Raw genomic sequence first — 16,524 nt, 5'->3', positions numbered from 1 at the left:
ACTGCAATACGCCTGCAATAAACGGCAGGACTCGCGGCCGCGGGCACCAACGATCGAAACAAATCGCCCCGGACGCCTCAACCATCGGCCCCATGACCACCGCTCCCTCCCCCGTCCCGTTCCCCCTCGCGATGGCTCAAATGCTTGTCACGGGCGGCGACCTTTCCGGCAACCTCGATCGCGCCCGGCAACGCATCGCCGAGGCGGCGGCCCGGGGTGCCCGGATCGTTCTCCTTCCCGAGGCGATGGACCTCGGCTGGACGGATCCGTGGACAGCCGATCACGCCAGCCCAATTCCCGACGGAACCGCATGTCAGGCACTGAGGCGTGCCGCCAAAGCCCACCGGATATGGATCTGCGCCGGGATCACCGGGCGCGACGGGAACCGGGTGTTCAACGCCGCCGTGCTAATCTCGGACGCCGGAGCGGTGGTGCTGCACCATCGCAAATTCAACGAACTGAAGTTCGCTCACGCGCTCTACGCACCGGGTGATCAGGTCGCGGTCGCGGTCACCCCGTTTGGAAGGATCGGAATCCTGATTTGTGCGGATGCCTATGAGGGCCACCAAGGACCTGTCCCTCCGTCCGGACCGTGGGCGTCGTCTTGACATTCAGCGTTCGTGTCAGACAAATTGTCAGCCATGAAGGTATCCTCGCGCGAATTCCAACGAGACTTCGCCCGCATTCGGAAAGTCGCCGCCGCCGGGGAACCCGTTTTTGTAACGTCGGGAGGCCGGGAATTTGTGTTCCAGCGGGTCCAGCCGAAGACCTGGCAGGGCGCGCTTAAAGGCAAGATCAGGATCACCGGGGATATTCACAGCACGGGACTCGCGTGGGAGGCCTCCCCGTGACTCATCTCCTCGACACCCATACCTGGATTCAACGGGCGTGTGGCGACCGCCTGCCGCCGCTGGTGGACCGAACCTTGACCTCGCACGCCGGTTCCCTGGCCCTCGCAGACATTTCACTCTGGGAGGCCGCAAAGCTGGTCGAGTTGGGACGACTGGAGCTCGCGGTGCCGCTTACGGAGTTCTTCCGCCTGGCCGTCACCCCGGAGCTCACCGTGCTCCCCATCACGCCCGCCATTGCGGAGAGGGTAACCACCCTGCAGGCCGCAGGGTTTCACGAGGATCCCGCCGACCAACTCATCGTGGCGACCGCGCTGGTGCACGGGTTGCGGTTGGTCAGCGACGACACGCGGATACGGCAATGGGGCGGAGTGCCCCTGCTCTGGGCAATCAACCGTGGCTGAACTGGAGGAGGCGCGGCGCAGCGCGACCCAGCGAGGTGGGAACGGAGGGACAGGTCATTGCAGCAGGCACCAACAATCGAAACAAATCGCCCCGGACGCCCCAATCATCGGCCCCATGACCAGCGATCTCTCCCCATCCCCCTTCCCCTTCCCCCTCGCGATGGCTCAAATGCTGGTCACGGGCGGCGACCTTTCCGGCAACCTAGATCGCGCCCGACAAGGCATTGCCGAGGCGGCGGCCCGGGGTGCCCGGATCGTTCTCCTGCCCGAGGCGATGGACCTCGGTTGGACGGATCCTTCGGCTGCCAATCGCGCCAGCCCGATTCCCGACGGAGCCGCATGTCAGGCGCTGAGGCATGCCGCCCAGGCCCACCGGATCTGGGTCTGCGCCGGTATCACGGAGCGTGACGGGGCCCGCGTGTTCAACGCCGCCGTCCTGATTGCGGACACCGGTGCGGTGGTGCTGCACCATCGCAAAATCAACGAACTGGAGTTCGCCCACGCGCTCTACGCACGGGGCGATCGGGTCGCGGTCGCCGATACCCCATTTGGAAGGATCGGAATCCTGATTTGTGCAGACGCCTTTGTGCCCGGACATCCCATCAGCCGGACCCTGGGTCTGCTGGGCGCCCAGTTGATTCTGTCGCCATGCGCCTGGGCCGTTCCCGCCGACCACGATCCGGTTCGCGAACCCTACGGACGCCTCTGGCGTGACTGCTACGGTCCGGTGGCCCGCGAGTTCGGCCTCTGGTTCGCAGGTGTCAGCAACGTCGGGGTCCTCACCGGAGGCCCCTGGGCGGGACGCCACTGCATCGGCGGCTCGCTGCTGATGGATTCCTCCGGCAACCCGGTTGCCGAGGGGCCCTACGGTGTCGCCGCGGATACCCTGCTCCTTGCAGAAATCCGGCCCGGGCCGGTTTCCCGACGCTGCCTCGGACCTTGAGGCGCGATCCGCGGATTCCGTTGGTACGCCAAGGTCTCTCCCGGAACCTGAGTTGGATCCATCCGTGAACAGATCGACAGACCCGTTTCTCTTGCCCGCCTGGCAGTCCTCGTCTTCGAGGAGCTCAACTCGGAGGTTGGTGAACCGGCCCATACCGCGGCCGTCCTGGCGGGGGAAGATGAGGATTTCGTCCACGGCCACTCCGATCCCCAGATCCACCTCGTAGGCAAATCCCGCCCCGATATCCACGGCGCCGAGGACGACGTCCGTGCGGAGGCCGTTGACAATCGGGCTAACGCTCCAGCCGGCGGAGAGCGGCCGGTTCGAGAAGGCGCGGGACTGGTAGATCAGATTCACCTGCAGCGACGCCCTGCCGGACGGGTGGACCGGGAGTTTCGCCCGCCGTGCAACGCCGCCGCTCAACCGCGGCCGGTCAGGTCGGGCATGCGCTTGAATCGCTCCAACGAATCGCGCGCCTCCCCGCCGCCGGAATCGCCCTCCGGCCGCGGTCGCAACGGTGTGCTCAACGCAATCGGGGCGACACGGAGCGGACTCAGGCTGCGCGCGGGCTGGGGCGCGGGACGGAACGGGACGGGCACGGATGCCGCCTCGGACGAAGCTGTGGCTGAAGGTGATGACGAGCCCGGAGAGGCCGCGGGTTCGGACCGCTCGAAGAAGCCCGAGGTGGGCTGTTCGTTCCGGACTGGAGGCGGGGCCGTGGCGGCGGGCGCGGGTGCGGATCCAGGCCTGGACGCTGACTCCTCAAAATCCTCACGCCTCCAGCCAATACGAACGGTCGGACTGGGACCCACCTGGACGATCAACTTGCAGTACGCCAGGCCGGTCAGCCGAACCCCGGCAGCCACCTCCTCCGCCTTGAGAATGGCGGAGACAAGGGCATGGACGGTCGGCATCTGTCGGGTCTCTTCGAGAACGGCGCGCCGTGTGGACGTCCCGACATCGTCCAGCCTTTCAAGATGCACCATCAATCGCGGCGCAATTCCCGGCTCAAGATCCAGGCCGGCGAGCTCATAGCCGGCGCGGAGGAAGGCGGCCTGATGCTCATGAATCTCCAACAGGGCTGCGGCAAGATGGCGGTCATCATGCATCCGCAACCCGGCGACAGCCCCCTGGACTTCGGAGCGCAACTGTTGGAACTGGCCGGCAGCCGTGTTCACGGCCACGCGCAGGCGCTCAGCCTGCGCTGGTGCACTTTCGATGACCTGTTTCCACTGGTCCGCCTTGCGACGGAGGGATTCGAGGCGGGCCTGGATCTTGTTCATGGGGACTTCGGGGAAACGGTTCGTTGGCGACGGTTGAGATCGCGGGACCGGGGGACCGGGTGAACCGCGGAGCCGCTTTGGCGACGCACCCTGGACTTCCGGTGATCCCTACGCGGGCTGCCGGCGGCCGTCGCCCTGCACCGGGTTATCATGGCGCTCATCTCCGGGTCAGTCCGCCGGCGGTTGCGGCCGCTTCGGCGGCTCCTGGCCGGCATTTCCCGCACGCTGCGGCTGCGCGCCCTCCAGGACCTGATGAAATTTCTCCAGGAAGGCGCGTTCGTTGCTCAGCATTTCCTGGGTCAGCTCGATCTCAACCGTGCCCTGGCGGGCGCGGGTGGCCAGCAGTTCCTCGGCGTTGCGGACGTGATCCCGCTGGCGGACTGCGATGTCCTTCAACGTCGCCAGCGTGCTATGGACCATCTCCATCTCGTGCTCCATGCGCTTCATCGCTTCCGCCATCGTGCCGGAATGCACGGCCGTGATCGCGCGACTGAGGTCCTCGCGCAGTCCCCGCAATCCATCGGTCACCTGCTGGCTCAGCCCGCCGTCCTGTCCGGCCTCGACGGGGGCTGGAACGGCGGAGCGCCATTGCGCCGCCAACGTCTCACGCAACGCCTCCAAGGACTGGCGCACCGGCGCGAGATCCATGACCACGGAGGCCGGCGCGGTTGCCGGTGGATCGGCTCGTTGTCTCAACGCCGATTCGATCGCCCCCAGACTCCGCTCGACGGCGGCGAGGTCCAGATGGAGCGGCGCGGGCTCACGCGACAGACCGGACCGGAGGGTCTGACCAATGGAATCCAGTCCGCTCTGAAAGGCCGCCAGCTGGCCCACCACGCGGCTGACCGGATCGTCCTGCCCGTTGCCGCGCGTGATCTGGTTGCGCTGGAAGGTCTTTTTGATCTCCGCCCACCGTGCCGCTTCGTCCGGGGCGATGACGCCGAACAGCTCCTTGAATTTGAGCAGATTCGCCTCCGCACCGGTGGTGAGCGTCTGGGATTCCCCCTTGTAGTGGTCAAGGATGAGCGTGCGGATCTCCTCGTCATTCATAACCGGCACAACCTTTTCGGCGAGCCGGTTCATGTTGCGGTAGGACCCCTGAAGCCGGAACGGCGGCTCGGTGCGGAATTCGTCGGCCTGCGCGGCGGAATCAATGTAGGCGAGGTTCACCTTGAGCACGATCTCACGCAGCGCCACCAGCCGGCGCATGACCTTGAGGATCTCCTCCACATCCTGCGCCGAATAGCCGCCCTCCAGGGCGGTGGCATTCGTCCGGTCGCCCGATTCCGCCATCCGGATGAAGGTGCGAACGTCCTGCGGACTACGACTGGCCAGCGGTGCGAGCACGGCGTTGGAGGTGACGCAGTTCTCGAGGTAGCTCGCCTTGAACCACTCGCCATTGTTCCCGACGATGTCGCCGAGATTGTACGTGTCGGCGCGGTTCGCGAGCATGTCGGGGATTTTGAACTTCTGCCCGCTCTCGGTGTAGGGGTTGCCCGCCATGACGACGACCACCTTGCGCCCGCGCAGGTCATAGGTCCTGGGCCGGCCGCGCCAGACCCCCTCGATCTTTCGCTGGCCGTCGCAGAGGGAGATGAATTTCTGGAGGAACTCCGGGCTGCAGTGCTGGATGTCGTCCACGCAGATCATCGTGTTGTCCCCCATCTCCAGCGCGAGGTTCAGCCTGTGGATCTCCTCCCGGGCGGCCGCGTTGCCGGCCTCCTCGGGATCGAGCGAGACAACCTGATGCCCGAGGGCCGGGCCGTTGATCTTGACGAAGACCAGCCCGAGACGGCTTGCGATATATTCAAGGAGCGTGGTCTTGCCGTACCCGGGCGGCGAGATGAGCAGCAGCAGTCCCATAAGGTCGGTGCGCCGCGCCGCACCCGCCGCGCCGATCTGCTTGGCGAGGTTGTCGCCGACCATCGGCAGGTAGGCGCGGTCAATGAGCTCGTTGCGGACGAACGACGACAGCACGCGCGGACGGAATTCGTCGAGGCGAAGGCGCGCGCGTTCCTGATCCATCAGACGCTGCTTCAGCCGGTGAAACGTCTCGAAGCACGGTTGGACCTCCCGCTCGAAGCGACGCAGCCGCGTCGTGAAATCGAGGTAATCAAAGACGTACCTGGCGCCCGAGATCAACGGATGCGCCCCCCGCAGGTCCCCGAGTTCCTGCCGCAGCCCGGCGTTCACCGGCGTGCGTGGCATCCGGTCGCCGCAGAAAACGATGGCCGTGACCTCCTCCAGGTGCGGTTCGGACCCGGGATGCAGGAGCAGGCCGCCGCGCACCCAGTCGCGGACCAGCTCCAGCTCGCTCGCCGGATGCGGAACCAGCGGCTCGCGTGCGGCGCGGAATGCTTCGTCGGCACCCTTCGCCACGAGATGCTGCTGAAACGCCGCAGCCAGGCGGTCCGCCTCGCGGCTGACGACGAACGCCTCGCCTTGAACCAGCTCGTGGAAGAGATACTCCCCTGCCTCTTCGGCATGAGCCTCCGGATACAGCGACGTCGCCCGCAGGAATCCGGCGATGAGTTCACCCAGCCCCCGGATGTACCCGCGCTGCGCCGGGTCGCCGGGGAACAGGCGGTTGCGACCGGCGAAGCCCTTCAGCTTGTGGGTCCAGAGGGCGTGGAGGTCCGCGGGACAGAAGCCCGTCCAGAACACGACGGCGGCGGCGCGGGCCGTGGGATGAAAGCGCGCCAGTTGCAACGCGATATGCGTCGAGGCCAGCGCCAGGGCGATTTGTGCGGCGTCGAGGTCGTGGACACCCCGCGTGTAGGCCTCCGAATACCGCGGCCCCATGAACGCCTGCACATACCCGAGGCGCTCCTCCGCCGACATGCCAAGAAACGCCTCCACGCGGGCCGTCCCCGATGTGGGCTCGCTCCCGCCGGAACCGATTGATGGCCCGGCCTCCAGCGACTTGAGCAGCTGCCAGGCAAGGTACTCGGCACGATACACCGTGGGATTCTCCGAGAGGCTCTCCTGATCCCATACGGCGCGCGTGGCCAGGAACGCTTCATCGGTGATCGGCTCGAAGTACTTCGTGCCCGTCAGGTGCAGATGCTGCACGCCATCCCGCTGGACCACCGTGAGGTCCAGCGGCTGGGTGTTGACGTTGAACCGGTGCCGGCCGAGCTGGATGACGTCCGTCCCGCCCGCAAACAAATCCTGCCGGTCCTTGAGCTGCCGCACGGCCTCCTGCTGCACGGCCTTGATGCGGCCCTGAAGATCGTCGGCCTTGACCGCGTCGCCGAGCTCCAGCAACTGCCCGATCGTCTCGCGGATCTTCGCCGTCATGAGATCCGACGCCATGTAGGCGTGGATCTCCTCGACGGTCTTGAAGGAGGCCAGGCGGTTCTGGACGACCTTGAGGATGCGCTCGACGGCGGTCATCAGCGCGCTGGCGCGCTGATTGCGCTGGCCGACCAGCGCCAGCTTGCGCTGCTCGAACGCCTCGTAGAGTTCGGTGCGTCGTTCGGCGAGCTGAACGGTGTAGTCCTCGAAGCCCGCAAACGCCCCCTCCAGTTCCTCGATCTGCACCGCAAGCCGGTTGAGGTACTCGTCACATTTGCCGGGGGAATCGCAGAGGTCGAGGTAACTGGCGGCGGACTGGCCGAGGAGCTTGAGCTGCGCGTGGAACTGGGCCGCACCTTCCGCGGCCATCAGCGACGAAAGCCGGTTCTTCAACGCCGCCCGGACCTGGTTGAGCGTGGCATACACCGCCGTGATGCCATCAATGATGCGCGTGGTCTCGGTGGCATCCTCGATCTTGAGGCTGTTGACGATCTCGATGAGCATCTCCAGCGCGCCGCCGGCTTCGCCCACGGCCTGCTCGATCCGCCTCCCCTCGGCGGCCCTCGTCACCTGCTCCACCGCAGCGAGATGGGCCGCCGCCGTCTTGCGGTAGGGCTCCAGCGCCTCGGGCTTCAGGAGAAACGTCACGCACTCCGCGGCAAACGCCTCCGTCTGCGCGGCCACCGATTCCTCCAGCGCGGTGACCTGCGGCACGTCCGCGTAGCGCACCTCCCGGAGGGTGATCAGCTCGCCACGCAGCTGTCGCAGCGCGGCCAGGTGGTGCACGAAGTCCTCCAGCGTGTCGCGGCCGGCACGGCGGACGAGGTCGGCGCGCTCCTCGCAGTGCCTGCGGGCCTCCACCAGCTGTCGCACGGCATCCTGCTGGAGCCGGCGCACCCTGTCGAACTCGTCCACCGCCTGGTCCGCCACCGCACGCACCTGGCGCAGCGCGTCGTCCACGCGGAAGCCGTCCGGCTCCGCAAGCCACGGATGGGCGTCAAGCAGGGCGTCGCAACGGCGCACCAGATCCACATAGAGCTCGGCGTAGGGATCGTCCCGGAGCGCGAGCGTGAGCACCTCGTTGGCCTCGGCAAGGCAGCGGACGACCTCCTTGTTGCCCACGCGGTGAAGGAAGGCGTCGCGCCGGCCGGGCGGCTCGAAACCGGCGCGGTGGAACGGGGTCTGCCGGAGCTGGATCGTGTGGTGCTTTTGCGGGGCCGGGTCGGCCCGGGACAGGACGAGATGGCCGTTGGGAAAGAGCGAGAAGCCGTGGCAGGTGATCCGTTCGTCCACCCGCTGCGCGATCAACCGGTAATGCAGCAACGCGTACAAACCGGAATCCGGCGCGAAAAACACATACAGCGAATCCTCGCCGTTCGGTGCGTGAATCACGCGCTCCAACACCATCAGGCGCTCCCGGTTCTCGAACCGCTTCAGCCCGCCCGTCGCGAGATAGTAACCGTCCGGAAAAATCAGCCCGTGATCCTCCGGCAGCAGCGCGCAGGACTGCCCGAGCGAATCCACGCGAACGGCGCTCTGGAGCTTCTCGTTGAAGATGAAGAAGCGCGCCGCAGCCTCCTTGTAGGGCCGGATCTTCAGCAGAATCAGGTGCCCGAGGAGCGCATAGGCGATCTCGGCGTCGTCCACCTTCTGATGGCGGTCGTCCACCGGCTCGGAATAGACGCCCTCGCCCGTGGCGGTGTTGTCCTCGACCTTGATCGTCAGGTCGCCACCGATGCATTCCACGAACACGCGGTCCTGAATGGAGATGTGGGGATGATCGCCATACCGGTAGGACTCCCGGTCCGGCACCTGCCAGCGAAACTCGTGTGCGGGTGGGAACCCGTTCCTGCGGTATTCCGCCTCCGCGCGCCCGTCCACATACCGCAGTCCGTCGCCGTCGAAGGCCCATTTGAACACCGCGAGGTCCCCCGGACCCGCGCCGGTCCGGAACACCATGAACAGGTGGCCGTCGCCCAGGGCAAACTTCGAGAACACCGTGCGCTCATAAACGTGATAGAGGCGCTTGAAGTCGGTCAGGAACCGCGGGTCCATCAGGGGATCCAGCCCGCCCTCCTTGAAGGTGCCGACCTCGTCGTCCCGGGCGAAGACGGCAAACACGTCGCCCAGCTCCACCGCCCTTTTGAGTCCAAACTGGACGTTGAACCCGAAGAGGAACCGGCCGTGGTCGAGCTGCGTCAGATCCTGGGGGATGCAGTTGTGGGCCGTGGTAATGCGGTCGGCCTGGAGAAGTTTCGACTCGATGCTCCCGAACACCTCGCGCCGCCGCGCGTCGAGCTGCCCCATCCGTTCGCGGAGCTGTTCCGCATGCGTCCGTAACCGCTGGCGGATGACCTCGTAGGTGGCGCTGCCCAACGCGGACGCGGCCGATGCGGCCGTGTCCGGCGAGGCGCCGGAGGCGGAGGCGGAGGCCGATGGGCCGGTTTCAGCCATGTTGGCGGTTGGGGCGGGACATGGCCGTCCAATCATCAACGCGCTTCACGCCTGCAGCACCTGCTGGGCGCTTGCCTCCCCCATCCCCTTCTCCTTCACCTGCGCCAGCGCGGCGCGGATCGCGGACTTCAGGTCGGCATCGTCGGTGGCGGCGAGGAACCGGGCCAGCAGCGCCGCCAGGGTCAGGTTCTTCAGGTCCTCGGAGGGAATGCCAAAGTCCTGCACCCATTGTGCGAGCCGGGCTTTGAAATCTCCGGGGTCTCCATTGAAGAAGGTGTCCTTGAGATCCGTGAGGGTGGCGCTGTTGTGCACCGCGCGGTCCACCGCCTTCCCGGTACCAATGCTGCGGACGATCTTCTCGAAGAAATCATTCTCGCCCCCGACGATGTCTATCCGGGCATGGCGGAGCGCCTCGGAAACGACCTGGGCGCCGGCCGTGGCGATGTCCTTCTGGACGTTGATGGCGGCCAGTTCGACGTCGCGGTCCTTGGACAGGCGGAGGCGAAACTCCTCGTGCTGCTGTCCGGACTCGTGGAGGAGCTTCATGGACTTCGCCTTCTCCTCGATGGCCCTCGCCTCGGCCAGTCCCCGGGCCTCGATGCCGGCGGCGGCGGCGAGTTCCTTGTCCTTGGTGCCCTCGGCCTCGGCCTGGGCCTGGCTTTCGGTGACCTCGGCCTGCACGTCGCCCTTGGCCTTGGTCACCGCGGCCTCGGCGAAGCCGACGTCCTTGAGGGCGCCGGCCTCGATCTTCCGGGCTTCGGCCATGGCGATGGCGACCCTGGCCTCGGCAAGCCCGCGGGCGGCCTCCCGGGCGGCAGTGCCCTCGGCCTCCTGCTCGGCGGCGTGGCGGCGTTTGTCGGCGACCTTGGCCTCGGCATCGGCGAGCGTCTGGAGCCGCTCCGCCTCGCGCAGGGCGGCCTCGCGGCCGGCTTCGGCGGCGGTGACGATCCGGATCTTCTCCGCCTCGGCCAGGTTGCGTCCGGACTCCTTCTGGGCCTCGGAGGCCACCACCTTTTCGGTCTGGTCCTTTTTCGCGTTCATCTCGGCCTCGATGAGCGTGACCTCGCGGACCCGCTCGGCCGTCATGCGGGCCTCGATGTTGCGCTTCTCCTCCTCCTGACGAGTCACGGCCTTCTGCTCGGCAACCACGGTGGCGCGCTTCCGTTCCACCTCGACGGCGGCGTCGGCGACCTTCACCTCCTTGTCCATCTCGGCGAGCGACACGGTCCGCTCACGACGGACGCGGGCCTCCTCACCCTCCTGCACGGCCTCCTGCTCAAGGCGCTCCCGCTCCTTGCGGACCGTGTACTCGCGCTCCTGGACGGCGCGGTTGAGATCCTCCTGGCGCAGACGGATCGCCTCCTCGGTCTCGAGCCGCCGGGACTCGACCTCCATGCGACGGGACTCGATCACCTTCCGGGATTCCGCCTCCTCGTTTGCCTGCACCTCGGTGATGGCGCGGTTTTGCCGGGCGGTATCCTCCTCGTTGCGCCGCCGCTGCTCGCGCTTGGCAATGTCGGCGTCGGCATTCTCCTTTTCCACCTGCACCTGGGTGCGCTGCGAGAATTCGTTGGCCAGAACGCGCTCGCGCTGGGTGATCTCGGTGATCTTCTTGATGCCCTCGGCATCGAGGACGTTGCTGGGATCGTGCTGCTCCAGCGGCGTCTGCTCCAGGTAGTCAATGGCCACGTCCTGAAGCAGGAAACCGTCGAGATCCTTGCCGATGGTGTTCTGGATCTGGTCGCGGAACTTGATGCGTTCGGTGAACAGCTCATGGAACTCCATCTGTTTGCCGGCGGTCTTGAGGGCTTCGGAAAACTTCGCCTCAAACAGCTCGCGAAGCTGGTTCACATCGGACACCCGCTCGGGAGTGAGCATCTGGGCGACCTTGCGGACGCTCTCCTCCGTGGCCTCCACGCGGATGTAGAAGGCCACGGTGATGTCGGCGCGGATGTTGTCCTTGCAGACGAGGCCATCCTTCCCCTTCCGGGCGATCTCCAGCTTCTTCACGGAGATGTCCATGATGTGGTAGGTCTGGACGAGCGGCACCCGGACCATCCAGTCGAAGGCGACCTTCAATCCGCCCGCGCCCGTCTTGATGCCGGCGCGGCCGGGCTGGATCTTGCGGATGCAGAGCAGGAAGAAGGCGAGCAGACCGGCAAGGACGATGAGGGCGAATCCGGTGAGGACCACTTCGATGAGGGCGGACATGGGGGATGCAGGTTCGGGACTGGAGAATGGTTCCGGCGCGTGTCCGGCTCCTCGATCAGGGGGTTGCCCCCGGGGAGGAGCGGGTGGCAGACCACCGGCGGTTCAGGATGCGGGATCGAGCGATCAAGCGGAGCTACGAGCGCTGATAAGGTTCCCGGAGCGATTTGTAAACTCGCGAGAACACCCGTCGTCCGCCGGGGTCCGGGTTCCCGATGCGGCACCGCAGCAGGTTCGGGGGCCGTCCGGTCGGCGCACGACAGCCGGGCGGGTGGAGGGACCCTTGAGACGAGACTCCGAAGGCGGCTGCCCTTCGAGCGTCCCGGGCAATCGCGGGCCGGGCCTGCCGGCCGCGCGGAAATCATCCGCAGGCCCCATCGGATCGTGATGTTCGAAGGCGGGATGATCGTCCCGCCGGGATCGGCATTGAACCCAAAGGTCATGTGGCCGCCGGCCTTGAGGGAACCGTTCCAGGAGGCATTGCCGAACGTGCAAGTCGTGCCGGAACGGCCCTGACGAATGACGTTCCACTGACCGGTGACGATGCCGTGGAGCATGAAGTGACAAGGCGCGCCGGCTTGCGCGAACGATGGAGAGGCATTGAAGCCAAGGACGAGCCGCTGCCCCGGTTGAACCGCCACGTTCCACGCCTCGTTGGTCACGGTGTACCGATTGCCGTTTCGGGCGGCGCGGTGCGCGCTCCAGACGCTTTGAAGAGTTCCGTTGAGATTAAAGGACGCGGTCCAGCCGCTCCACAGGCAGGGCGTGATGTTGGTGATGGTCCCCTCGCCGCTGAATCCATTGCTCCATTCTCCCAGCACCCGGAAGCGGGCCGCGGGATGTGCATGAGCTCCAGGATCCGAGACCCCGGGCGGCCAATCATTCCGCGGGGCGGCGTGGAGCCAGCCGCTCAGAGTCTCATCGTGGTGTCCTGAGCGCTTCCCGAACCGTAGCCGGCCACCTACCAGGAAGCGTCGAGCTGAAGTTGCACGACGAGCGCCCGGTCCGTGTCGGGATTCTGGGCGGGATTCCATACGATCTGCAGATCCGGCTGCACGCGCAGCATGGGCGTGAGCTGGAGGACGTACCCCAGTTCGAGCACGGTCTCGTCGGAGGGCGTGAGACCGTCCCCTTGCGGTGAGGGCCGGCTCCACACGACGCCCACACCGAAGCCGTCATTGGGTTGGGAACGGATCAATCCAAGGTGCCTCAGGGGCGCCTGGACGACGAATCCGGTACCGATCTGTGCCGATGCCTGGGTGACCGCTGAACCGCCGACGCCGAAGCGTCCGAACCATCCGACCGGCACCTGCTCTCCGAGCCTCTGCTGAAGGTTGAAGGCGAGTCCGCCCTGCGTCGGTCCTCCGGCACTGGCAATGAACGGCTGGATGCGATACGCGCCCGGTCCCAAGCCGGCCACATTCTGCGTCGTGAAGCCGAGTTCGCCGACCGCCGACCAGGTTTCCCGGCTGAAGTCCACCCAGGGCGCGGCGCCGGCGGGGGTGTTGCCGACGCTGCCGCCGACCTGAACGAACCAGGAGTCCTGCGGCTGATATTGGAGGCTGGCGCCGAGGTTGTAGTCGGGCAGCGGCAGCACCATGCTGTTGATCAGGGCGGAGTTGAGGAACTGTCCGCGTGCCGAGTTGGCATAGGTGTTGGCGTCCAGATAGTTTCCCTGGCTGACCACTCCGGCCAGCGCCACGAAGCGTCCGTGGTCGAGGGACTGCTGCCAGGCGAGTTCCGGGATACGGAAACCCTGGCGCGAGGACCACGCCCCGGAGGGGTTGGTGAAGGTGCCAAGATTGGACTGCGGCGTTTCCGTCCGGCTGGCGCTTCCGAGCCCTTCCTGGGCCTCGATCTGCGTGCTGATCCACCCCGCTGCGGCGCCGCCGTGGCTGCTGAACACCGTCCATTTCGCGAAGAAGTCGAGCCCGTAGGCGCCGAGCCAGCGGTCGCCTTGAAGTGGGCTTCCCATGCCGACGACCGACAACGTCTGAGCCAGGGAGTAGTTGAGTCCGAAAGTGGATGCCGCGTATTTCGCCCCCTGAATGGCGCCCTCCCAGGGGGTGACCTCGAAGAGGCTGCCGGGGCGCAGGGAGGTGTTGCCGAGCCGGTCGTTGCCCGCGAGGTAGGGCATCAGGGGAGGCGGGGCGGCGGGAAACCATTCCCACCCGACTCTCGGCACCTCGTCAATCCGCCGTCGGATCGTGGCATCCGCGTGGCCCAACCCGCGCGGCGGGTTGGGGATCTGGGACTGGATGCCCATCGAGTGGGGCGGCAGGAGGGGCGGCGGGATGGCGTTGGTCGGAGTCGCCACCAGCCGTCCCAATGAGTCGTACTGGAGCAATTCGCCCGGGTGTTCCGACGGTCCGGATGGTCTCAGGGGGGCGGGGTCCCCCGCCTCGGCGCCCCAACCGGCCATGGCGGTCAATGTTGCCAGGGTCAGGATCCGGCAGGACAGGGACGTCCCCGCAAGAGCCCGTGATGGGAGATCGCCCGCGGCCCGGGATTGATGATTCCGGTCTCCCCACGGTGGACGTCGTCCGTTCACCGTCGTCCGCGAAATCCGCCCCCACCCCAACCGCCCCCGCCTCCGCCTCCGCCCCCCCAGCCATCAGAGCCGTGAGATCCGCCCCAGCCACCTCCGCCGGACCGGTTCCAAGAGTCCCAGCGATCTCCGCCGGTGGCCTGACCCCAGCTCTCCCGGTCCAGTCCTGAAGATGCGTCTCGCGATTGGTTCCAATTGGAGCTGTTCCAGCCGCTGTCCGACCAGGACGAAGTTGATGGGCGATACGTGTCACTCCAACCGCTGCTGCCGTACCGGTTCCATCCGCCCTGGGAGGACGCGGTCGGCGCGCTGTACCGGTTCACGTTGCCATTCTTGTCCGTGTAGAGATTGCCGTTATTCCAACCCACGGCGTTTCCTGTTTGGGTGTTGCCCACGATCCCGCGGTCGTAGCCCGAGGCGCTGCCCGTGTACGCGTTGCCGGAGACCCCCCTGCTGGCGGCGCCGTAGGTGCCGGTGGTCGGGTTGTATCCGGCGGCCTGGCGTCCAGCGGCGTAGTTGCCGGTGGCGGCATTGCCGGTCACGCCGCCGCGCGCCGCCGCGCTGGCTCCGGTGTACGGGTTGTACCACGACCCGCTGCGTCCCGCGGCGCCCTGGCCGGTGTAGGGATTGTAGGCGGCGCCCCGGTTCAAGTCGCCGGAGGTTCCGGTGTAGGGGTTGAAGGTGGAGGCATGCTGTGCGCCCCAGGAAGTGCCGGTGTAGGGATTGTATCCGTACGCCCCCGAGGTGGTGACCGCAGTTCCCCTGTGCGTGTAGAAGCTGGTCCCGTTGCAATTCACGTGACTGTAGCTGTATCCGTACGGGTAGGCGTAGCTGTAACAGCCCCAATGGGGCTCGTACCAACAGCCGTAGCTGGCGCCCGCCGCATATCCAAAGGCGAATCCCGCCGCGGCGCCCACGGCAAGCCCCGCTCCGTATCCGTAGGTGGGTGGATAACTGACATAGGTGGTCCCGACCACGACCGGCGGATAGACATATCCCGTCCCGTAAACCACGACGCCGCCCGGGGCGACCACGGTTCCCGCGTACCCCGGAGTGTAGCCGACGTACACCACGCCGGGAGTTGCGCCGTAGACGTACACATACGTGACATAGTGAATCGGGCAGGTTGCCGGAATGCCATAGATCGCACCGGGAACGGCGGTGGCCACCGCCCACGGACCGTTGGGACCTGGCGCCTGGAACCAGATGCCGCTCTGGCAGGCGTAGTAGGATACGGGAGTGACCTGGATGACCGGAGTCACGGTGTTGGTGGCGTAGGAGAGCGTGGTGCCCTGGATGGGGGCGAACGCGGGGGCGCCCACGTACGTCACCGCGAGCGTGGCCTGGTCGCGGCGCACGGTGGCCGTCTGGGGAATGGTGTTCGCGATCAGCGCCTCCTGCGCCATCGGAGTTCCCGGAACCGAAGCCAGCACGTTGGCCTTGGCGCCATCCGGCGGGATCTGCCGGAACTGGTTCGGGAGCGACCCGGGCGGCACGAACGCCCAGGGGCCGTAGAGGCCCGGTGACTTGAACCAGCGCCCGGAGATCAGCACGTAGTAGTTCGCGTCATCCAAGTCGTAGAAAATGGCCTGGTCGGAGTTGGCGACATAGAGGAGGTCCGTGCCCGGGAGTGACTGCAGGTTGGCCATGCCGCTGCTCTGGAGGAGTTCCGCCGGGGTGGTGGAGACGTAGACCGTCAGCGGGGACGGCAGGGGGGTCTTGGGCGTGGCGGGATCCACCTGGCCCGTGGCCAGCGCGGTTTGAAGGGCCGCGGACATGTCGGGTGTCGGGAACGGGGTCACCAACCACGGGCCGTCGAGGGAGGGCGCGGTGTACCAGTTGTCCGCGGCGTACAGGTAGTAGCCCTGCGTGAACGTGTTGGTGCTCTGGAGGAGGATGGACCGCGTGTTGAGCACCCGTTCGAAGCCGGAGGTCAGCGGACCCACCTGCGGCGGGCCGTCCACCAGGACCAGCAGGGACGGTTGCGTGGTGTAGATGATCCGCGGTGGCGTGTTATCCACGGCGACGATTCGGGCCTTCGCCATCTCGCCGGACACCACGAACACCGATTCGAGGTGGTCCAGCGGAATGGTCTTTGCGGCCGGGGGCAGTTCGGCCTGCAGGAGGACCTGATACGTCGCCTGGTGGTTTCGTTGGGTGGGGAAGTTGACTTTCGTCACCCGGAAGTCCTCCAGCGTCACCAGGCGGTTGACCTTGTCGATTTCGGTCCGCGCCTGGAAAAAAGCCACCCCATAGGTTTCGTTGGTGGTACCGGTGGGCCAGACCGCCACTGCGAAGCGCCCCTCAATCTGGTTGCCCGGCCACCGGGTGATCTGCGGCTGGTACGCCGCAAACTCGTAGCCCTGCGAGGCAAACGTGCGCGGCCAGCCGAGCGACAACGGGTCCAGCGGCTGACCGGTCTGGCCGTCCTGTCCGCGGGCGGACAGCGGGCCGAGGAGCAACACAAGGACGATCGCGAGAGGATGGAGAGGCTTCATGAAATGCGTCCGTGGAAGTGACCGGAGTTTGACGGCCGGCG

General features: G+C 66.6%; 9 protein-coding genes. 4 read left to right on the top strand and 5 right to left on the bottom strand.

Annotation, left to right across the window (positions count from 1 at the left end; translation table 11 throughout):
* The first annotated feature begins 92 nt into the window (after positions 1-92).
* The 4 genes from KF791_05570 (at position 93) to KF791_05555 (ending at position 2,195) form a co-directional block, all read left to right on the top strand.
* Complete coding sequence (locus KF791_05570) at positions 93-608, top strand: carbon-nitrogen hydrolase family protein (protein ID MBX3732044.1); 516 nt, start codon at positions 93-95, stop codon at positions 606-608.
* Between the two features lie 33 nt (positions 609-641).
* On the top strand, positions 642-851 hold the full coding sequence (locus KF791_05565) for a hypothetical protein (protein ID MBX3732043.1): 210 nt from the start codon (positions 642-644) through the stop codon (positions 849-851).
* Positions 848-1,252 carry a type II toxin-antitoxin system VapC family toxin gene (locus KF791_05560; protein ID MBX3732042.1) on the top strand — a complete coding sequence of 135 codons (405 nt, stop codon included), beginning with the start codon at positions 848-850 and terminating at the stop codon, positions 1,250-1,252. Before KF791_05565 ends, KF791_05560 begins: the two co-directional genes overlap by 4 nt.
* Before the next feature lie 115 nt (positions 1,253-1,367).
* Positions 1,368-2,195 carry a carbon-nitrogen hydrolase family protein gene (locus tag KF791_05555; protein ID MBX3732041.1) on the top strand — a complete coding sequence of 276 codons (828 nt, stop codon included), beginning with the start codon at positions 1,368-1,370 and terminating at the stop codon, positions 2,193-2,195.
* Between the two features lie 419 nt (positions 2,196-2,614).
* Here KF791_05555 and KF791_05550 read toward each other — a convergent pair whose 3' ends face one another.
* The 5 genes from KF791_05550 to KF791_05530 all read right to left on the bottom strand — a co-directional run bounded on the left by KF791_05550 (position 2,615) and on the right by KF791_05530 (position 16,483).
* Entirely contained in the window at positions 2,615-3,478 is an 864-nt protein-coding gene (locus KF791_05550) for a hypothetical protein (GenBank protein MBX3732040.1), read from the bottom strand.
* Positions 3,479-3,646: 168 nt separating this feature from the next.
* On the bottom strand, positions 3,647-9,229 hold the full coding sequence (locus KF791_05545; protein MBX3732039.1) for a DNA repair ATPase: 5,583 nt from the start codon (positions 9,227-9,229) through the stop codon (positions 3,647-3,649).
* A 2,075-nt stretch (positions 9,230-11,304) separates the two neighbouring features.
* Positions 11,305-12,258, bottom strand: a complete 954-nt coding sequence (locus KF791_05540; GenBank protein ID MBX3732038.1) for a cellulose binding domain-containing protein — start codon at positions 12,256-12,258, stop codon at positions 11,305-11,307.
* Positions 12,259-12,398: 140 nt separating this feature from the next.
* A complete protein-coding gene (locus KF791_05535; protein MBX3732037.1) occupies positions 12,399-13,859 on the bottom strand; it encodes a carbohydrate porin in 1,461 nt (486 codons plus the stop codon).
* Positions 13,860-13,984: 125 nt separating this feature from the next.
* Positions 13,985-16,483 carry a carbohydrate-binding family V/XII gene (locus KF791_05530; GenBank protein MBX3732036.1) on the bottom strand — a complete coding sequence of 833 codons (2,499 nt, stop codon included), beginning with the start codon at positions 16,481-16,483 and terminating at the stop codon, positions 13,985-13,987.
* Positions 16,484-16,524: the final 41 nt, after the last annotated feature.

This window comes from Verrucomicrobiia bacterium, assembly GCA_019634635.1.
Taxonomy (GTDB): domain Bacteria; phylum Verrucomicrobiota; class Verrucomicrobiia; order Limisphaerales; family UBA9464; genus UBA9464.
The sequence above is the reverse complement of the archived record's forward strand: the minus strand, read 5'-3'. Positions and strand labels throughout refer to the sequence as shown.